Below are 21,622 nucleotides of genomic sequence, written 5' to 3'. Positions count from 1 at the left end.
ACCGATCTCTTCCCTTTCTCATAATCGTTCATACATTCGGGTTTAGGAGAGGATCGCTATGTATCTCTTGCGCGCCATTAATACCAATCTGCACAAATTTATGGCTGTACCTGCTATCCTTTTATTCGCGTTGTTCTTCATATACCCACTCACACAGGGAATAGGAATTAGCTTAACGAATTGGAACGGGGTGTCCCAAGCCAAATTTGTGGGGATGCAAAATTTCGTCGATTTCTTTCATGATGATCGAGCCAAGCACGATCTGTACAATACCCTTTTTTTTGCGCTCGGAAGTGCGCCGCTGCTTAATATTTTTGGACTCGCGTATGCACTTATCTTAGATCGGAATTTTAAGGGGAAGGGCGTAGTTAGGGCCATCGTATATTTACCAGCAGTTATCAGTCCATTAATTATGGGATATGTCTGGTATTTCATTTTACAGCCGGGGAGAGGCTTCCTCTATCATATTTTGGACAATATGAATCTAGGATTTATGAACACGAATTGGCTTGGTGATAGTTCGTCTGCTATGAAAGTACTTGTGATGGTCAACGTTTGGCAGTTTGTAGGTATGACGATGATTATTTATCTGGCAGGGCTTCAATCCATACCGGCAGAGTTATATGAATCCAGCAAAATCGATGGAGCTGGCTACTTTGCAACCTTACACTCTATCACCATTCCATTGCTATATCCAGCCATCCAAATTAATGTCGTTACGAATATAATAGGTTCCTTGAGCGTATTCGAAATCATTGTCGCCTTAACAGACGGAGGGCCAGGTTACAGTACGGAATCTTTAAGTATTTATATTTTGCGCATGCTATATGGCAGTTTCACAGGGTATTCAACGGCAGTGGCGTTACTATTATTTGTGATCATTGTGATTCCTGTCATCATCTTTATGCGCTTAACGAAATCCAGAGAGATTGAGATGTGAGGAGAAGGCGATGCGAAACAAAACCCTTAGGCTTGGCAGATATGTCGTCGTAACGCTCATGGTACTCTTATCCCTCATTCCATTCTACGCATTGTTATATTTATCTCTGAACACACCATCCAGCAGCTTCTTTGATGGCAATATTCTGCTGCCGGATTTTCATTTTGTTAACTATGTGAACGCTTGGAAAATCTCCAAAATTGGCAATGCTATTCTGAATTCGCTGATCATTACAATAGGTTCAGTGGCTATAATCGTCCTATTCGCGAGTGCGGCAGGCTATTCTATTGCTCGCTTTAACAGCCGCTTCAATCGAATTATCTTTCAGCTTCTCCTGCTGTGTATGATGATTCCCGCAATTATTATTACGGTTCCCCTATACACCTTGATGAAATCGATTGGCGGTATTAATACGCATTGGGCGATGATTCTTCTTACTGCAGCCACTGCACTTCCACTATCAGTCTTTCTCTATGCTAGCTTTATTAAGCAGCTTCCCAGAGAGGTTGAGGAGTCTGCGATTATGGATGGATGCACCTATTTTACTGCGTTTTGGCGCATTACCTTTCATTTCGTTAAGCCTGTGACCGCTGCTGTTGTCATTTTATCGGGACTTGGGATTTGGAACAATTACGGTCAGGCCGTCTTTTTCCTGCAAAGTCAGACGATGCATACCGTCCCCCTAGCCATCTCCATTTTTTTTCAAAAATACGGCGCACAGTGGAACTTAATGGCAGCTGCAGCGGTGATCGGGCTTGCTCCGGCTGTACTTGCATTTCTTATTTTCCAGAAATATTTTATTAAAGGCATCACGGCAGGTGCACTGAAGGGATGAGATGAGTGAAGCCATATATCCATGATGTTTATCCGGTAAAAGCACAGTTCCTGCGAAATCAACCGATCACCATTGCCGTGGAGTTAGATCTCCCCTTTGCCATGGATAACGGTCAGGTTGAATTGGAAGCAAAAGTTTACGATTTGAACCAACAAATTGAAGTCTATCGTCACAAGATTGGCAGATCAGATCCAGGACAGCAAACCGTCCAGTTGATGATTAGTCCTAAGGATGTTGATTTTAAAGGCTATGGCGTTGATATTTACTTGTATCTAGATGAGGAATGGCTCCAGGTAAGTTCTACCTCATTCGATGTGGTTACGAACTGGAGAAAATCGCCAAGGTACGGATTCCTAAGTGATTTTCACCCGAAAGAGGCTGGTGACAGCGAAGATGTCACGCAGATGGCTAAGCTGCACATCAACCTCGTACAGTTCTATGATTGGATGTATCGTCATGATGATCTTGTAGCTGAAGTAGAAGTCTACTCTGATTTAATGGGTAAGGTGTCCAGCCGAAAGGTGATTGAAGAGAAGATTGACCTGTGTCACAGCTTTGGCATGAAGGCCATTGCTTATGGCGCTGTGTATGCGGCAAGTCGAGAATTTTATGAGCAGCACCCCGATTGGGCTCTTTATGGGAGCAACGGCAAGGTGCTCGACTTTATTCACATTTTTTACTTAATGAATATAGCAGAAGAATCACCGTGGCATCGCCATATCATTGAGCAGTATAAGCGAACAATTGAGGAGCTGCCCTTTGACGGTATACACATGGATACTTATGGTTCACCGAAAATAGCCATATCCAAGTTAGCTAATCAGGATAAGATTGTGAAGCTGGATGAGCACTTTCCAGTACTGATCAATAATACTCGGATGACGCTGCAGCGAAGTATAGATGACTTATGCTTAATTTTTAATAATGTGGGTAATTGGCCGGTTAACACGGTTGCGCGTGCTGAACAGGATGTCATTTATATTGAGGTTTGGAAACCTTATGAGCGGTATCATCATATCGTTCAAATTTTACGCTGGGCGCAGCAATACGGTGAGGGGAAGCCGGTGATATTAGCCGCTTATTTAAAGCCCTTCATGGAGACAGGTGATGCATCCATAGACCGAGCAAACCATGCTGCACTGATTCTAACGGCAGTGATCTCCGCCAGCGGTGGTTACCATTTGCTGTTGGGCGAGAATAAAGGTGTGCTAACCCAAGGCTATTATGTGGATTATTCTAAGTTGTCTGATTCCTTCTTCCGAGACATTCGATTGTATTACGATTTCATGATCAGGTATGCTACTGTCCTGTTTGACCCAGAGTTAAGGGACGTTTCGATGACACATGTGGATGGCGATAATCTTGAATATGTTTTCGAGAAGGTTTCATACAGTACTTACGGTGAAGCGAACAAGGTTTGGACACTAATTAAAGAAAAGCCGGGACTGAAAGTGGTGAACCTGATTAACCTTTGTGGTGTATCAGACGATTATTGGAATACGGGGAAGGAAAAGCCAACTCCGCAGCATGATTTATCATTAACTATTTTGCTTGAATCGGATGTGAAATCGGTCTTTATTTCGACTCCGGATGACGAGATGGGGAGGCCACAGCAAGCACAATACGAGATAGAGGATAGGGATCGCGGCAAAACACTCGTCTTGACAATCCCTCATCTTGATATTTGGACTTTAGTGGTTATTGAGCTTGTACAATGAGAAAAACTACTTTCGAAGTAATTCGAGGATGAGCGACCGCGTTTAAAGGTAGTTTTTATCGCCAATAAGAATTTGTTTTTCCTTGTATACTGGAAACTTAGAAATTCTTATGTGGTAAAAATACGTACCTTAATAGCAATTTTAAGGTGTTTCAAGTGCAATCAGATGGGTTTACAATGAAGCTGTAACGAAGCTACCACTTCAATTTATGAAAGACTAGCAACCCTTAATCGAACGGAAAAATGTCCATTTTTCTCAGTGTATCGATTAGGGGTTTTTCTGTCTTGAAAAGGAGGTGAGCAGGAATACAGATCTTGAAACTAACAGCCAATGGAAGTCAACAATTGTGCAAATCTTAAAGGAGGAATTCATGAATGTTGTCAACGATCTATAGAAAAGCAGTCGTGTTAGCTGTGATCAGCCTTGCAATTGGGATGCTCTTCGTCGTTGTAGCTAATGCCGCAACCAGCGGAATCGTAAAGCGAGTATATACGGACAAAGCAAGGTACAACACGGGAAATACGGTAACAATCTCGGCAGAACTTACGAATGATACAGGCACTTCCTATAGTAACAATATTACGATAACGATTTACCAAGGTGAAACCCAAAAGTATACGACATCAACAGCAGTAACTCTCGCGAATGGAAGTTCTACAACGGTGAACTTCACATGGACACCGCCATCAACAAATCATATCGGCTACTTCGTAAAAATTACTGCTGGTGGGTCTGCTGGGACAGGTGCTACAGCCATTGATGTGTCCAATGACTGGATAAAGTATCCGCGTTATGGATTTATGAGCGAATTTCCGGTTGGTGAATCAAGCAGTACAACCGATGCTCGTGTAAAGAAGACGATGCAGGATTACCATACCGTATCGTTCCAATTGTACGACTGGATGTGGCGGCATGAGAATATGATCAAACGAACATCAGGCGTTATTGACAGTTCCTGGACGGATTGGAGCGGAAAGTTGACCATTGGATGGCCAACGATTCAGAATCTGATCTCCTCCATGCATAATTATAATGCCGCAGCTATGCCGTATACGATGACTTATGCGGCGCTTCAAGATTATTCCACCATCTCTGGCGTCAGCAATCAATGGGGAATGTTCTATGATGCTGCCCATGCCAATCAGTTGGTTTTTGATTTCGTGGATAACAATCCAAATACCAACTTATGGTTATTCAATCCGGCAAGCACGAGCTGGCAGAACCATATTTACGGACAGTATAGAGATATTTTGAACACAGCAGGATTTGACGGCATTCATCTGGATCAAATGGGTCAAAGAAGTGACCCCTACGCGTATAATGGGTCAACCATTGATCTAGATAACACGTTTGCTGGATTCGTCAACAATTTAAGAAGCAATCTGAATGCAAATTCGTTGTCCAATAAAGTAGTAACCTTCAATGTAGTGAATGGTGCCGTTGATGGCTGGGCAGCCCCCGATGTCACCAAGAATGCTCAAACTGATTTTGATTACAGTGAAATCTGGGAAGGCTCGGATGATTACATTGAACTGAAGGATTATGTCAATTACGCTCGCCAAAATAATGGTGGCAAAGCGTTTGTCCTTGCGGCTTACATGAACTATGAGGAGAATCTCGGTACAAAGTATGAAGCCGAATCTGCTACGTTAAATGGCGTGGCAGCTAACACCAATCATACTGGGTATACAGGAACTGGATTTGTGGATGGCTTTGGAGATAATGGTGACTATGTGGATTTCGCCATTTCTGCACCGGAAACAGGCAAATATGCTTTAGTGTTCCGCTATGCGAATGATACGGGTGCCAAATCCACGAGAAACGTATATGTGGATGGCGTGCTCAACAAGGAGATTGAATTCCTGGATCAAGCCGATTGGAACACATGGGCATTTGACGCCTACAGTGTAGTTCAGCTGAGTGCCGGCTCCCATACAATTCGCCTGAAAAAAGATACGGCTAGCACTGGCTTCATTAACCTGGATAGCTTGACGCTCGGTACGTTCGAGGAAAATTCCGTTCGTTTGACGAATGCAGCGATTGCAGCCAGTGGGGCTTTCCACATTGAGATGGGTGAGGCCGATCAGATGCTAGGACATCCTTACTTTCCCAACTTCAGCAAGCAAATGAGAAGTACACTGCGGGAAGGCATGAAGGATCACTATAATTTTATCACAGGCTATGAAAACTTATTGTTTGATACCGACGTAGTCAATAACGATTCTGGCACTCAGTTCGCAAGCATCACGGGTCAAACCGTAAGCGGGGACGCAGCTTCAGGAACGATATGGCAATTAAATAAGCGCAGCACCAACTATGACATTGTGCATCTAATTAACTTAACGAATAATGATACGAAGTGGAGAAATGCGGCTAACGCTCCAACGAACATGTCGAATTTAGCTACAAAGGTTTATATTGGCAATGACGAAACGATCTCTAATGTTTACCTAGCATCTCCAGATATTTCGAATGGAACAACCCAAGAACTAACCTTCACCAGCAGTTCTGATACCAATGGTAAATATGTTTCCTTCACCGTTCCTTCCCTGAAGTATTGGGATATGATTTATATGAAAAGAACATTTAGTGTGCCAACCAATGATATCTATGAAGCCGAGACAGCGATTAAATCCAACGTTGCAACCAATACCAATTATGCTGGCTACACAGGAACTGGCTTTGTCGATCAATTTGCGAATTCCGGCGACGGCGTATCTTTTATCGTCAATTCAGCAACAGATGATGATTATGTACTCAGATTCCGCTACGCCAACGGTGGTACTAACGCAAGCAGGGACGTCTATGTCGACGGCAAATTTGCGGGAACCGTTCAACTTAAGTCAACTGGAGGATGGGGGACTTGGGGATATGGTGAAATGACCGCACATTTGAAGCCGGGTCACCATAGCATCGTGTTATGGTACAACAGTACGAATGCTGGAGCGATAAACCTGGATCATTTGGATTTGGATAAAACGTATATTTGGCAATTTGATCGCCAGATTACCACTGTTCCAGCAGGGTATAGGATCACGTACCGGGTGGGTGCACCTGGTTGGGTTCATTGGGGTGTAAACAACTGGACAAATGTCGTAGATACCGCATTTGTATCTAATGGTTCTACCAACGGCAATTTGGACTATGAGATTTCAGTTGGCCCCTTTACGACAGGCACTACGGTAAACGCGACTTTCCTTTGGGATGATAATGCCAATGGCGTGGCTGAGTACAGCACAGACCGCTGGGAGGGTACGAACTACAATATAACCATCAATTGAAAAATACGAACTAGGAGGTTTAACCATGGTCCTTATGCGCACTTATAAATCTAAGCTGGCACTATTTCTTGCCGTAGTGTTAACACTAAGTTTATTGCTTATTTCAGTGCCAGTCTTTGCCCTGACCTCTCCCACTTCGCAGTCTATTACGAGCCTTTATATGTCCAACTGGACGAATGCCATGAATATTTGGATGGCTAGCAAGCTGTCTCAGAATGACACGGGTACGTTCGGACCACGGATTGGCGAGATGCGGATCAGCGATGATTATACGACGAATCAAATCGTTGATTACTCAAGCTTTTTCCGAAATGAAACCAGTTCGACCAAATATGATCAGCCGCATAATTTCAATTCTGAAGCTTATTACGATAACAACGGGATTTTACGTACCAAATATTTGGATTATAGCGGCACTAACATGCCGATTACGGTAACGAAGGATTTTGCAATGGTGCCAAATGATAATTTCACAGTTGCCACCTTTACGTTTACGAATCCAACAGGCTCTGCTATTGATTACAACATGCTGGAGCAAATTCATGTCAACAATAAAACCAAGGGAGGCACGAATCAAACGAATACGGGCACTTACGATGCAGCGCGGAATACCTTATTCGTCAACATGAGCAATTCGGGACAGTATTATGTCGCCCTTGGCGCTTATCAAACAATGGATGGTTATCAGGTAGCTGACGATACGCAGTCCTCGCTAGCTGCCTCCGATGTAGCGGCATGGTACACCTTCGACAACAACGGAACCGTTAAGAGCAACGCCAGCAAGACAGCTGTAGACATCAGTGTCGCGTTTCAGGATCGATTTACGATTCCGGCAAACAGCTCAGTCACACGTTCTTTTGTAGCAACAGTGCGCAATTCACTTGCGAATGCACAAAGCTCGATTGATACGGCGCGAGCACAAACAGCCTCCTATTGGTTTACCCAAACCGGAACTTCTTACACAAATTGGTTAACGGGAACCGGTAAACAAACCGTCAACTTCACGGATACCGGTATCAACGATACGTATAAACGCGGCTTAATTACGATCAAGAACTCCATTCAGCCAACTTCCGGAGCCATGCCGGCAGCAACGAATCCGATCGCTTATGGGTATAAGGTTTGGGCAAGGGATTCAGCGGTGACGGCGATGGCGCTCGATCAAGCAGGCTTTACCGATGAAGCGGAGAAATATTGGTATTGGCTGCAGGATCGCCAGCTATCTGACGGCAGCTTTAAGACCACGTTCGATTTATGGACTAATAATTATGTTTCTTTTGTCGAGCCTGAGCATGATTCCATCGGCATTTTCTTAATAGGCGCTTACCTGCATTATGTAAAGACGGGAAATACGACTTTCCTCAACAACATTTGGACCAAATATAAAAAATCCGCTGATTTCATTTGGTCGAATTTAGGGTCTGACCCGTATCAATTCGGCGTGCCAGATAATAGCATTTGGGAGGAGAATGTGGAGTACAACGCCTTCACACAAGCGGTCTATGTAGCTGGTTTGGATGCGGCGCAGTACATGGCGAGGGCGAAGAGCTTGAACAGCTTAGCCGACGATTATAATGGAGCAGCCAGTAAAATTCGTTCCAGTATTCAAAGAGAAGATACGTGGAATCCCAAAGGTTTGTGGAATGTCGTGAATAACTATTACAATCGGGCCGTAACAACATCCGGAGGCGCTAATACGTTGGTAGATGCTTCATCAGCGGCGCTGATGGCTTATGGGGTAGTCGATGCCAATTCTTCACGGGCAAGCAGCCATATTAACAAAATAAAAACGAACCTGCAGCATGATAACTATGGTATAGCCCGTTATGATGGGGATACTTTCTACTACACCGCATCGTTCAGTCCTGCAGGTAACGAAGCGCAAAGCGATGAGCCTTCATGGCCGCAGATGAGTCTCTATATGGCGCTTTATCATCTGGATCGTGGAGAAACAGCGAACGCTCTTAATTATTTACAATGGGTCGTATCCCGAACGGCGGTCGGCTATATGTCAGCAGGGGAAGCTGTTTCACGGATTACACTCAAGCCGCTGCCGAGTACATCCGTTGAGCCTGTAACTGCGGCTTGGTTTGTCCTTGCGGCCCTGCAGTATGAGGGAAAAGCGGATATTCGGATTACACCTCCGCAATCAAATAGCGGGGCATACAAAGCAATTACGGTTACAACAACCGTAGCCAACGATCTGTCGCAATGGAGCAATGTTCCTTACTATGTCGATAAGGTTTCAGACAGTTCTTCAAGTTCAGCAGCTACAGACATTAAGAGGGTATATGTTAGTAACGATGCTAATAATTTATATGTCCGTATCAAAAATAATAGCGGTACCTTACCAGGCTTCAATACCACTCCGCGATTTGGAATGATGGTGTACGCTGAGGACTTTAAGCACAGTGCAGCCTCGACCAAGTCGACAGGGATGTATGGAGGAACCTTGGATCGACCTTTCCAATATTTAGTTGGACGTTGGAGTGATGGAACGAATCTTTCTAAATTTAATGTTCAAAGCGGGAACTGGACATTTACCAACCATATTACAGGAGTTACCATTCCTCAGTGGGACACAACTACAGGCGAGATGGAGATGGTCATTCCACTTAGCCAGTTGGCAAGCTCTGCGGTGACTACAGGGGACTTTTCTAATTTAAACATTGTCCTAATACGTCAAAATCCAAGCACGCTAGCTTGGACGGAGGACGATAGAATTGCTCTGAATTATCGGATTATGACGACAGGTGAAGCTTGGTACTACGGCAACGTCGAGTAAGTTACTAATAACAAGAACCCCTTAGCTGAGTAGGCTAGGGGTTTTTGTCTTGTTCATATTATCCTTACTTATGGAGCCAAATTAATCCTGCAGAATTATCCTTGGCTTCACCCACAACCCGGAACTTTAATCCAAAATTCGGCACTAGGCGCCCGGCATCTGGAATCAATGCATTCATGTAGCTGTTGGAATCGGAGAATTCCTCGACGCCTTGCAGAGATTTATACGTATACTCACCACGGGTAGGGTTGTTGATGTACCAGGCTGGTGTTTTGTCTAACGAGAAAGCAGCGTCCGCTACTTGATATCGTGTCGTTTGCGAGACGGAATCTTGTCCATCCTTCTTGAAAATCATCGCGTCAGCGTGAGAATCTACGACACCAAGGAATCCTTCTCCAGGGTGAATACCGGTCCAGTTGTCCAAATAACTATCATCTGCGTACCAAACGACAAGTCCAGTATTGTATTTGACACCACGGCTAAATTCCAAAGCTTTATCGGATCCAGCGTAATTTCTCCACTCTAAATAGTAATAGTGCTTCTTAAATTCAATACCGTTCGAGACGACGAAGCCGTCGAGGTTAAATTGAGATGCACCTTCGGCATCGTCGGAGAATACGACTTGACCATTTACGGTTAATTTCGCATTATCCATAGCAAAACCATTCAACGCGAGCCCGCCATCCGTGACGTAGTCGAAGTGGAGGGTTACTTTTTTACCAGCAAAATGGCTTAAATCATAGGATTTGTCTACCCAAGCTCCGTTCGTGGTTTCAGCACGCGCGTCGCCGTTCGTGTCATTATCACCAATAATATCGAGGGTTACTTGCTCGTTGTAGGTCGAAGCTGTCACCGTTAAGTAGTCATATTCAAACTCGACATCATAGAGCGTTTTAAAATCAAATGTAGCTGTTTGTGCTTGGGATAAATCAAACTCAGGCGTGGAAAGCGTCGTATGAAGGTTATCGCCCTTCGTGCTGTAATAATACTTAGTTCCGAACGCTGGCTGGATGCCTGCCACTGCTTTATCTGGCAAAGTCACTTTGATGATACCTGGATTGTTGGACTTCGTTACACTCTGATCAATGATGGCAGCCTTACCTAATTTCGTTATGTCGGAAGAGTCAATTTCAGTCACATTGGCCCAGTTGCCGCCCATGGTTTTCTGGAAGAACTCTTTATTTTGAGGTGAAAAAGAGCTAGGCGTTGTACCCGCAATGTTGCCGTTCCAACTGCCACCGCTCATGATGGACCAAGAAGCAACAGGCTCGCCTTGACCGGTATACTGGGTATCATATTCATCTGGCAATCCTAAGTCATGACCGTACTCATGAGCAAAAACCCCCACAGCACCATCTTCAGGCTGGATCGTATAATCATAAGCAGCCATTCGGCCACCCCAATAGTCAACCCCTGCAGTTGTTCCGGGTATCGCATACACACTACTTAGCGTCCAACGATGAGACCAAATGGCATTATCGCCTAACTGACCGCCGCCAGCTTCTTGACCTGTACCCGCATGAATAATCATCAGGTGGTCGACTAGACCGTCAGGTTCATTCTGATTGCCATCGCCATCCAAATCATATAAATCGAACTTATCATAGTCAGCTAGCTTAAGGCCGGTTGCAACTGCAGCATTCAGCGCGTCCTTCACCAAATCTCGAGGCCCTTTGGGGTTGAGGTTATCATGACCTCCTGCTGGGTTGTCATCACCGTATTCGACGGCTTTACCTGGAACGGTTAACCAATCTGAGACATAGCCATCCACCGTATAGCTGCCACCGGATTGCTCTTCGTAGTATTGTTTGAAGGTTTTGATCTTAGAACCGTCGAATAAAGTGAAATCTTTATTGCCGAACATGAGCTGTTGATAATGATCACGGTTGAAATCTTTGGCAAACATGAATCCAGGTTCTTGTTTGACATTGTTATGCTTAAAATCCGAGAATTCGGTCAAAAGAACAAGGACTTTATCCTCGCGTACGGGACCGTTGTAGGAATCTTGTTTGGCGGATGGAATAGAGATGCCACCCGGGAGACCATTCTTCAAATCCAGATGGCCTTTGTTTAACTGTGATGAAAGCTTATCTTTTTGCTTCGCAATGAACTCCTTCGATCTTCTGTCGATCTCATTGCTTTGCTTGTCGACTTTGGTTGGAGCCATTTTGTTGTTCTTTACAGCAACATACGATTTGATAGCTTTACTGATTTGTTCAGGGGTAGCGCTTTTACTTAATAGACCTCGGTCCATTAAGCCTTTGGCCAGTCGATCATCATCCACGATATTGAAATCGACCGGTGGTGCTTCAAGTGCCTCAGCGTGGTCAGTTTCTGCTGCGAATGCAGATGTTGCTGTTGTGAAAGCGGCTGTTGAGAAAAGTCCTGCGGTTAAACTTGTTGCTAGTAAAACTCTAGTCATCTTCGAGGTGTAGTTTTTCAATAGGAGACCTCCTGCAAATTAGAGTATGAAACTGAAACAAATCTATGTATTTGACCTATGGTCATTTCAATTAAATACTAGATTCGACTAGTCTAGTAAGTGCTTATGGTCCTGCTCACATGGACCCACCCATTTATTTCCTTATTCGACATGATAGCTCTGATTTTGTCGTTTGATAGAGTTGCGGATTACAAAAAAGGAAACGAGAACTTCCTCTCGAAATTGTATGGCTATGCGCAAGTGGAGGATGTGGGGAGGGGGGTACATTCGCTTTAATTTCCCACTTTTCCATAAAAGGAGGAATTCCCATGTTCACATGTAGATCAGCAGCTAACGAGGATTTCAACACAATTCGTTCCTTTCCGCGCAATGCGGAAGAGCTGTATTATATGTCACCTGTGCTCCAATACCCGCTTACGTCTGAACAACTCGTGGAGTCAACTAAGCATAGATTGCAGCAAACCGTCGTGGTGGATGTGAAGGGGCAGATACTGGGGTATGCGAATTTGTATGGTTTAGAGGTAGATAAGCACTGTTGGCTTGGCAACGTCATTGTTTCTCCTGAAGCCAGAGGTACGGGAGCAGCCGAATCTTTAATCCGCACAATGATTGAGAAAGCGAAAGAGGTTCTAAAGGTTCAAGAGTTGCATCTCGTTTGTCATAATGTGAACACAAGAGGATTGATATTTTATACCAAGCTAGGGTTTAAGCCCTATTTGGTAGAGAAGAAAATGAATCATGTAGGGCAAACCATAGCGGGCATACGGATGAAATTGTCTGTTACGGAACCGTAAATTTAAGATAAGGCAGTGATCGCTTTGACAATTTCGTTCATAGTAGCCATGGACAAGAATCGCGTTATTGGTAGAAACAATGATCTGCCGTGGCGACTGCCCAAAGAATGGCAGTATGTAAAGAAAACGACGATGGGGCATTCGATCATTTTAGGGAGGAAGAATTTCGAGTCTATCGGCAAAGCGTTGCCAGGGAGACGGAACATCATCCTGACTAGGGATACGACCTATTCCGCCAAGGGATGCGAGATCGCTCATTCTGTTGCAGATGTACTAGCGATGTGCCGCGGAGAAGAAGAATTCTTCATTTTTGGCGGCGAAGAAATTTATCGTCTATTTTTACCCTATGCGGACAAGCTCTATATGACCAAAATCGATCATGAATTCGATGGAGATACTTACTTTCCAGAGGTTGATTATACGGAGTGGCAGGAGGTTTCCGTCGATCAAGGGATTACGGATGAAGCAAATCCATATACGTATTATTTTCATGTGTACACAAGGGTCAATACAGAGCTATTTGGTTAAAAAAGGCCCGTCCTCAGGTTTTATGTGAGAGGAATGCCCAAAAAAGCCGTTTCGCAAGGTCTTTTGACCTTAGGAACGGCTTCTCGTTGTGCATATATTCTTTTATTAGTGGGGGTAAGCACTATCCATTGTTCAAATGATTAGCGTGCTGGAGAGAAATCCGCGACTTTCTTCAAAATATCTTCGATTTGCCCCAATGTTTCTGCTCCGAGCGCAATATCAACAGCTTTCACGTTCTCTTCGATCTGCTCAGGCTTTGTCGCACCAATCAGTGCGGAGCTTACGCCAGGTTGACGGAGCACCCATGCAATCGCGAGCTGTGCGATAGAGATATCCAGCCCTTGGGCAACTTGCTCAAGATCATGAACGGTCTGCAGTACACGGTCATTCAGATAGCTGTTGATGACGCCATTTACGGAATCGTTCGCAGCACGACTATCGGCAGGGAGCGGCTGCCCCAACTTATATTTACCCGTTAGAATGCCTTGCGCAAGCGGTGAAAAGACAACCTGACCAAGCCCCTTGCGCTCGGATACAGGAAGTACTTCGCGCTCGATATAGCGCTCGAACATATTGTAGATCGGCTGATTTGAAATCAGCGGACGTAGATGGATGCGCTCAGCAATGCTTGCAGCCTCAGTGATTTGAGCGCCGTTCCATTCGCTGACGGCAGGATAAATGATTTTGCCTTGCGTGACCAAATCGTCAAGCGCGCGAAGTGTTTCTTCCAGCGGTGTGTGTATATCATACCGATGGCAGAAATAGATATCGATGTAGTCGACACCAAGTCGTTTCAAGCTGGCATCACATTGCTCCATAATGTGCTTGCGGGATAATCCGCGATCGTTCGGGCCATCGCCCATCGGGAAATAGACCTTCGTAGAGAGCACATAGCTCGAGCGATCATATCCTTTCAGCGCGGCTCCCATCGCTTTCTCGCCTTCGCCACGATTGTAAGCATTCGCGGTATCGAAGAAATTAATACCACTTTCAAAAGCTTTCGCGATGCAAGCATCAGCGGCTTTTTGCTCTGCGGCTGTACCGTATGTAAGCCAGCTTCCTAAGGCGATTTCACTTACTTTTAACCCGCTGCGTCCCATATTTCTATATTTCATCTGCTAGTATCATCCTCTCATCAACCCTTGTTGCTGTAAGTATAAGTGAGGTGGGGTTGGCCGACAAGAAGGCACTATTAGTTCACTTAGTTACGTAGAGTTAAGTATTGGGCGGTCCCTACAAGCCCCCAGCAACGAATAACTGGAAAACATACAGCTAATTTCGTCGGAAATCCCCCTTTTCACAAACTAGATGTAAAACATGTAGGTAATTCGGCTGATTTAGCTCGATACGACGCATATGACCAAATTTAGATGTACTTTATCCAGTTAATCCCGATTACCCGGTGCAATGAGAGGATTTAGCTGGAGGAAATCCAGTTATTTAGGCACAGAGGCAGTGGCGGGGGATGAAATGACTAAGAGGTATAGTTATCGCGCTCAAATGATGGAGATGGAGGATGGAGCAGAGTGAAATATTAAAAAAAGATAAGTGCCCTTAATTCACGGTATGCCTCTTTCGCGCCGCCTACGGTACACTTCATATCATAACAACGATGATAGGGTGATGGAGAACATGAGCTATTCAGACGTTAAGCAGGCGGTAAGCAAGCCTCAAGAGCAATCGGCGAAAAAATCAGGGTTGTTGACCTATTACAATCGCTACAAGGTGCTGTACCTGCTGTCGATTCCAGGCATTGTTTACTTTTTAATCTTCAAATATATCCCGCTGACGGGGTCAGTCATGGCCTTCCAAGACTACAGTATTTTCACGGGGATATGGAAAAGCGATTGGGTGGGCTTGGACAATTTCCGGCGCATGTTCGAGTACGCAGATTTCTGGCGCATTTTAAAAAACACGATGGCCATCGGCTTCTATACCTTGTTCTTCGCCTTCCCCATACCGATCCTATTGGCGCTTATGATGAACGAGCTGCGCAACCAGTTTTTCAAGCGTTTCGTCCAGACGGCCGTATACCTACCTCACTTTTTATCATGGGTAGTGGTCGGGGGCATTGTGATCGAAATCTTAAATCCGACAAGTGGTGTCGTCAACTATATCGTGACGCTATTTGGACATGAGCCGATTTATTTCATGGGTGAGGATTCCTTTATCAGGACGATCATCGTAAGTTCCAGTGTTTGGCGTGATGCAGGTTGGAGTACGATTATTTATTTGGCGGCGATGAGTGGGATCAATCCAGATATCTATGAGGCTGCGCAAATTGACGGAGCATCACGGTGGAAACAAACGTGGTCCATTACGATTCCGAGTATTCTGACGACGATTACGATCCTCTTTCTTTTGCAAATTGGTAATTTTCTGGATTTAGGCTTTGAGCGTGTGTTCGTGTTCCTGAATCCTTTGAACAATTCGCAGGGGGATATTTTAGATACGTACATTTATCGGGTGGGGCTGATTCAGCGCGAATACAGCTACACGACAGCCATTGGCCTATTTAAGTCGGTGATTGGTTTCGTTCTGATCGTAACCGCTAATATGTTTAGCAAAAAAGCAACCGGCGAAGGTTTATACTAACTTATCTAAGAAAGGAGGCACCTAACTATGTCTAACAGCAAGTCAGCCCTGCATAAACCAAGCGCGATATCCATGTTGAATCCGATCGGGCTCATTCTGATCAGCTTAATCATGGTTTTACCGATATTAAATATTATTGCTCAGTCTTTCAGTGGACCTGTTGCACTCAGCGCGGGGAAGGTCGTATTATGGCCTGTTCAATTCACAGTCGATAACTACGTAACGGTTCTGAAGCAAATTGCGATATGGCGCGCTTTTAGTGTAAGCGTAATTATTACGGTTTTTGGTACGCTCATCAGTCTCATCATGACGGCAAGCTTAGCGTATCCGCTATCTAGAAATGAATATCGAGAGCGCAAATACATTTTGCTGCTCGTGCTGATTACGATGATTTTCCATGCTCCACTAATCCCGAATTACTTGCTAGTTCGTAATCTGGGCCTTTTGGATAGTTTGTGGGCGCTGATGCTGCCCGGGGCGATCAGTGCGTTTAACTTGTTCGTGATGCGCTCTTTCTTTCTCTCCATCCCAGGCGAGCTAATCGAGTCCGCTCGTATCGATGGGGCGGGGGAGATTCGCACGATTTGGAGCATTATTTTGCCGCTTTCGAAGCCAGCGATGGCGACGATGAGTATCATTTATTCGGTGGCGTTATGGAACAACTATTCGAATGCGCTCTATTTTATCAACAATCGTGCCTTGTTCCCGCTTCAAGTGAAATTACGTGAATTTGTCGTAACCGATTCATCTGATTTAGCCAATACAGCAGGGGATATCGCCAATTTATCGCCCGAAGGACTGAAGATGGCGGTTATCGTGATTGCGACGATTCCGATCATGCTCGTGTACCCTTTCCTGCAAAAGCATTTCATCAAAGGGATGTTAATCGGTTCGATAAAATCGTAAAAGCTGTATAATAAAGATCAACTGAGCTTAAAAAACACAATGTTCCAAGTTTTTCTTTCACGATAAGATGATCACGAATCAACAACATATCGATTAGGGGGATATACAATGAAAGCTTGGTTGAAAACGGGTCTCGTCTCAACGCTAATGGTTGCGGTTATCGCGGGTTGTTCCAATTCTTCGACGAGTACCACGGGAACAAGTGGAAGCTCAGCAAGTCCAGCAAGCCCTGCAAGTTCCGCAAAAGCGCAAGCACCGGTGAAAATCTCCATCTCCTTAAGTGACTCCTTAAATAAATACGCGCTCAGCAGCACAGACATCAACAATGATAAATGGGTGAAAAAGTTAGGTGAATTGACGAATACGCAGCTTGATCTGCGCCTTGTACCGCATGCGGAGTTCAAACCGAAGACAGCCTTGATGTTCGCCAGCACGGATCTGCCGGATGTCATGAATACGATTCAAGGGATGTTCCCACAGGGGCCAGATATGAGCGGAGCGATCAAAGGTGGATTGTTCATGCCGCTTGATGATCTGCTCAAAGAATATGGCAAAGATTTATTGAAAGCGATTCCCGAGCAAGCGTGGAACGAAGTGAAGTACAACGGCAAAATTTATGCCATTCCTGAATATTTGTCCAATGCAAGCCGTCGCTCCACGTTTATCCGTAAAGATTTGCTGGATCAAACGGGGCTGCCAGTTCCGAAGACGGTAGACGATTTCCTCAACGTCCTGCGGGCAATGAAGAAGAATGGTGTTGCTGAACCGTATGCCTTCCGGAAAGATTTCGTTTATTCCGATGTAATTTTCGGAGCGTATGACGTTATGCCGTATAGCACGATGTTTGAGAAAATCGGTGATCAGGTAGTACCGAAGTTTTTCAAAGTGGAAGCGATGCAGAAAGCACTGACCGTCTACAAAACGATGTACGATGAAGGCTTGATGGCGAAGGATTTCGCGAGTCTTGACGGTAACAAATGGACGAACAATATCAATGCAGGTAAATCCGGGGTATGGAATCACAACGCGAACTTGTTGATGAACTGGATTAGTACAACGAAGCCTGCTAATGCCAAATCCGAAGTCATCATTATTCCGTCCCCAGTCGGTGATGATGGCAAGGGCGGTATGATGAAATACAGCTACACAGGCGGATTGTCTTACATCAATAGCAAGGTTAGCAAGGAGAAAGCCATCGCGATTGTGAAAATGATGAACTACATGGTGACAGAAGCGGGCGATCGATTCTTTAATTTCGGTATTGAAGGCGACACGTACACGATGCAAGATAACAAAGTCGTTTACAAACAACCGACGACACCAGAAGGCTCCCTGGAAGAGCAATTCCGCTCCGTTATGCTGAGACTTGTGGAAGATACAGCACTTAACAGAACACTTTTAAACACAACCGAAGATGGTAAAAAGTTGATCACACAATTTGACACCATCGTGACCAAAGAAGGAAGAAACGGGATCTCCTTTGCACCTGAGCTTACAACGACAGCGAAGTTCACGGATGCGGGTCTGAAGTTCTCCGATATGCCGCCAGTTATTCTAGATCACATGCTGAAAATGGTGTATGGCAAGGAACCGATCTCCGATTGGCCGAAAGCGTTGGAAGATTGGAAAGCCAAAGGTGGAAATGAAATCATCAAGGAAGCAACAGAGCGTTACAACAAAAAAGACGGCGTCGTCATGGGCGACTAAAAAATAGCTTGTGCAATGGGTGGAAAGCATTTATTCTCGGGTTGAGGATAAATGTTTTTTGCCATAAAGGGGGGCGGCTGGATGAAGCAAATTCTGATCGTAGACGACGAACCGCTTATTCTAAAAGGTATGGTTATTATGTTAAAACAGCATTCACATAAATTTGATTTGATACGCACAGCTAGCAATGGTGTAAAGGCACTGCAAATGATCGAGGAATCGATGCCACAGCTGCTTTTTACAGATATCCGAATGCCGAAGATGGATGGACTTGAGCTATGCAAGCAAGTGCATGAGAAATATCCACTGATCCAGAAGGTCATTATTTCGGGTTATGGTGACTTCGAATATGCTCAGGCTGGTATGTCCTATGGGGTCAAAGAATATTTATTGAAACCGTTTACGCCGGTCAAAATCCATGATTTGCTGAACAAGCTGATTTCACAGAGCGGTCATGCGATTTTATCGATTTCCAAGTATGAGGATTGGATTGAGAAAATTGTAGAGGCCATCTGGACGCTGCGAATTGATGCGGTAGAAGTGCATTTGGAGGAGTTGCGGTTGTATTGCATGTCGGCTTCCTCCTCGGATTCTGAGTTCATTCAGCTGCTGCAGGATTGCCTGCCCATGCTCAAGAAGCGGCTTTCTCTTCGCAGCTTTCAGCCCAAAACCGAAGAAATGACCGATACAACAGATATGATGGCTTACTTCCTGCAGCTTCAGGAGCAAATCATGAAGATGATCGATGAGCTGGCGCTGCAACGAGGTGGTCAGGATCTCATGCAGAAAGCGAAAATTTACATGGATGCCAACATTACGAATAGTCTCTCCCTAGAGGACGTTGCTGAGTATCTCGGCATTACACCACCCTATTTGAGCTTGCTGTTCAAGAAGGTGTTCAAGGAAACCTTTGTGCAATATCGCATCACGAAACGAATTGAGCTGGCGAAGCGGATGCTGGAAATGCCGCACTACCGCACGAACGATATCGCGTATGAGATCGGCTATGAGAACTACCCGCATTTTTCCCGTATGTTCAAAAAAGTCACTGGTCTCTCACCGCTTGAATACCGGCATATGATGGGGATCAAATGATGAAGCCATCGTTAGCTCGCAGCATTTTCGCCTATGTGGCCGCTATTGTTCTGATCACCGTCATGTCGATCGGTTTCTCCTCTTACTATATTTCCTCGAACAAGTTGAAGGAGCAAACGGAGCAGCATTTAACGGAAATTGTATCGAACGCGGTCAACCATACGGATTTATATTTGAAAAATTATGAGCGCGCGCATCTGTCGCTTTTTACCAATAGCTCGGTTAAAAAGTTCCTCGACGACCCGCCAACAGGCGATTACGAGTATTATCAGTTCACGGACAACTTAATGGATAACGTCATCAATCCGCTTTTTATTAAGTCACCGGAGATTATGACCGTCTATTTAGCCGATTATAACGATCATTGGGTGTATTATGAGAATCCGGCGTTGAAGCCGATAGTTGATCCGGTGCCTGCTTTTACAATGGAAGAGCTGGACAAAGAGACGGATGCACTAGGCAACATGACCATTATCAGCAACAGTGTATTCAAGGAGAGCAACAATCAATTCATCACGTTGGCACGCAAAATTCATGGCGAAGTGTTCAATGAGTTCAAAGGTATTTTGGCCATCGAGATTAAGGCAGACGAGTTCGCAACCTTATGGAAGGGAATTAATTTGGGGCCGAGTGGATTTTTTGCCATTGTCGATAATGACGGGCGCATCGTGTATCATCCGGATAAGCAGAGAATCGGTACTACGGTGAACAAGGCGCTGATGGCGAAAATAGAAGGGAATGACTTGAAATCCTTCAAGGATTCCTCGTTTGGGGAAGAGCGAATGGTCGTCAGCTCGAAGTCAGCTTATACGGGTTGGAACCTCATGGTGTCGATTCCGACGGCAGATATTAATCGCCCACTATCGAGCATACGTTACTCCTCCTTCTGGGTGGGGGGCCTTACACTGCTATTGGCGTTACTGTTATCCTATCGATTTGGTCGAAACATCACGAAACCGATTCAAATTTTGAAAAATGGCATGCGCCAGACGGAAAAAGGGAACTGGGTGAAAATCCCCCAGCTGCAAACGAAAAATGAGCTCGATGAGTTGATCCAGCGTTACAATTTGATGGTCGTCTCGCTGTCAGAATTAATGGACACCTTATACCGAACCGAGCTCAGCAAGAAGGATGCTGAGTTGGAGCGACAGAAGGCAGAGCTGCAATCGCTGCAGCTGCAAATTAATCCGCATTTTCTATACAATACGTTGGAAAATATTATCGTTTACGCCGTCATTCAGCAATCCACCGAAATTACGGAGATTGTGGATGCCATCGCCACGATGTTCCGCTACTCGGTGCAGACGCATATCGAAGAGACGGCCATCGTCAATGAACTCAAGCATGTGCTGAACTACATGACGATTATGAAACACAGGGTAGGGCGGGAATTCGAGCTAGATGTAAGAATTCCGCCGGAATTCTTCTTGAAGAAGACAGCTCGGCTTACCTTACAGCCGTTGATCGAAAATATTTTTCAGCACGGCTTTGCTGATGGGATCGAGGAGCATCACTACATTCGGCTGGATGCGTGGATGAAGGACGATGATCTGATTATCGTCCTTGAGGATAACGGCGTCGGGATGACGCCCGAGCATCTCGCCTCGCTAAACAAGCAGCTGAGCACCAATCAATTGGCGGAAGCGAAGCTGCATAAGGGTGCCGGCAACAGTGGCGGCATCGGCATGATGAACGTGCATCGCCGCATCCAGCTGGTGTTCGGCGAGCAATACGGCCTGAGCATCGCAAGCGAGCTCGGCGTTGGTACACGGATCTATATTCGGTTCCCGAATATAGGGACATGAGGGTATTTAGCCCCGCTCCTATTTGTGGAGCGGGGCTTTTTGCTGCGTTATTCCCCAAACAATTCGTACAAAGGCTGAATTCATACTAATAGCGCACCAATGTTCCCTCACCTGTTTAAAAAAACACAATACTGCTTAAATTCGATCATATGTTTCAGCGTCACACCTATCTATAATGAGTCTTAGTTCC

Annotated in this window: 14 protein-coding genes; 12 read left to right on the top strand and 2 right to left on the bottom strand. The window is 45.0% G+C overall.

Going from position 1 to position 21,622, the window contains the following annotated elements; translation table 11 throughout:
- Positions 1 to 58 precede the first annotated feature (58 nt).
- The 5 genes from L6I86_RS22300 (at position 59) to L6I86_RS22280 (ending at position 9,559) form a co-directional block, all read left to right on the top strand.
- The gene (locus L6I86_RS22300; protein WP_236290642.1) at positions 59 to 940 is read left to right on the top strand and encodes a carbohydrate ABC transporter permease; all 882 of its coding nucleotides are present in this window, start codon (positions 59 to 61) and stop codon (positions 938 to 940) included.
- 10 nt (positions 941 to 950) lie between these two features.
- Positions 951 to 1,775, top strand: a complete 825-nt coding sequence (locus L6I86_RS22295; protein WP_236290640.1) for a carbohydrate ABC transporter permease — start codon at positions 951 to 953, stop codon at positions 1,773 to 1,775.
- A gap of 5 nt (positions 1,776 to 1,780) precedes the next feature.
- A complete protein-coding gene (locus L6I86_RS22290; RefSeq protein ID WP_236290638.1) occupies positions 1,781 to 3,493 on the top strand; it encodes a glycoside hydrolase family 66 protein in 1,713 nt (570 codons plus the stop codon).
- 374 nt (positions 3,494 to 3,867) lie between these two features.
- Positions 3,868 to 6,774 carry a glycoside hydrolase family 66 protein gene (locus L6I86_RS22285; RefSeq protein ID WP_236290636.1) on the top strand — a complete coding sequence of 969 codons (2,907 nt, stop codon included), beginning with the start codon at positions 3,868 to 3,870 and terminating at the stop codon, positions 6,772 to 6,774.
- A 25-nt stretch (positions 6,775 to 6,799) separates the two neighbouring features.
- Positions 6,800 to 9,559, top strand: coding sequence for a glycoside hydrolase family 15 protein (locus L6I86_RS22280; protein ID WP_236290634.1), 2,760 nt, complete (start codon positions 6,800 to 6,802; stop codon positions 9,557 to 9,559).
- Positions 9,560 to 9,623: 64 nt separating this feature from the next.
- Here the strand turns inward: L6I86_RS22280 and L6I86_RS22275 are convergent, their stop codons facing one another.
- Positions 9,624 to 11,981: an immune inhibitor A domain-containing protein gene (locus L6I86_RS22275; RefSeq protein ID WP_236290724.1), complete on the bottom strand. Its 2,358-nt coding sequence runs from the start codon at positions 11,979 to 11,981 to the stop codon at positions 9,624 to 9,626.
- 329 nt (positions 11,982 to 12,310) lie between these two features.
- Between L6I86_RS22275 and L6I86_RS22270 the strand changes: the two genes are divergently transcribed.
- Together L6I86_RS22270 and L6I86_RS22265 are read left to right on the top strand one after the other, a co-directional pair.
- Positions 12,311 to 12,796 (top strand): GNAT family N-acetyltransferase, encoded by a 486-nt coding sequence (locus L6I86_RS22270; RefSeq protein WP_236290632.1) that lies wholly within the window; start codon positions 12,311 to 12,313, stop codon positions 12,794 to 12,796.
- 24 nt (positions 12,797 to 12,820) lie between these two features.
- Complete coding sequence (locus L6I86_RS22265; RefSeq protein ID WP_236290630.1) at positions 12,821 to 13,324, top strand: dihydrofolate reductase; 504 nt, start codon at positions 12,821 to 12,823, stop codon at positions 13,322 to 13,324.
- A 140-nt stretch (positions 13,325 to 13,464) separates the two neighbouring features.
- On the opposite strand, the gene L6I86_RS22260 is transcribed toward L6I86_RS22265, so the two are convergent.
- Positions 13,465 to 14,439: an aldo/keto reductase family protein gene (locus L6I86_RS22260; protein ID WP_236290628.1), complete on the bottom strand. Its 975-nt coding sequence runs from the start codon at positions 14,437 to 14,439 to the stop codon at positions 13,465 to 13,467.
- A 517-nt stretch (positions 14,440 to 14,956) separates the two neighbouring features.
- Between L6I86_RS22260 and L6I86_RS22255 the strand changes: the two genes are divergently transcribed.
- The 5 genes from L6I86_RS22255 (at position 14,957) to L6I86_RS22235 (ending at position 21,432) form a co-directional block, all read left to right on the top strand.
- On the top strand, positions 14,957 to 15,919 hold the full coding sequence (locus tag L6I86_RS22255) for an ABC transporter permease (protein ID WP_236290625.1): 963 nt from the start codon (positions 14,957 to 14,959) through the stop codon (positions 15,917 to 15,919).
- 27 nt (positions 15,920 to 15,946) lie between these two features.
- The gene (locus tag L6I86_RS22250; RefSeq protein ID WP_236290624.1) at positions 15,947 to 16,825 is read left to right on the top strand and encodes a carbohydrate ABC transporter permease; all 879 of its coding nucleotides are present in this window, start codon (positions 15,947 to 15,949) and stop codon (positions 16,823 to 16,825) included.
- A 108-nt stretch (positions 16,826 to 16,933) separates the two neighbouring features.
- Positions 16,934 to 18,532 (top strand): extracellular solute-binding protein, encoded by a 1,599-nt coding sequence (locus L6I86_RS22245; protein ID WP_236290622.1) that lies wholly within the window; start codon positions 16,934 to 16,936, stop codon positions 18,530 to 18,532.
- A gap of 81 nt (positions 18,533 to 18,613) precedes the next feature.
- Complete coding sequence (locus L6I86_RS22240) at positions 18,614 to 19,627, top strand: response regulator transcription factor (RefSeq protein WP_236290620.1); 1,014 nt, start codon at positions 18,614 to 18,616, stop codon at positions 19,625 to 19,627.
- On the top strand, positions 19,627 to 21,432 hold the full coding sequence (locus L6I86_RS22235; RefSeq protein ID WP_236290618.1) for a cache domain-containing sensor histidine kinase: 1,806 nt from the start codon (positions 19,627 to 19,629) through the stop codon (positions 21,430 to 21,432). Before L6I86_RS22240 ends, L6I86_RS22235 begins: the two co-directional genes overlap by 1 nt.
- Positions 21,433 to 21,622 lie beyond the last annotated feature (190 nt).

This window comes from Paenibacillus allorhizoplanae (genome assembly GCF_927798215.1).
GTDB classification, from domain to species: domain Bacteria; phylum Bacillota; class Bacilli; order Paenibacillales; family NBRC-103111; genus Paenibacillus_E; species Paenibacillus_E allorhizoplanae.
The sequence above is the reverse complement of the archived record's forward strand: the minus strand, read 5'-3'. Positions and strand labels throughout refer to the sequence as shown.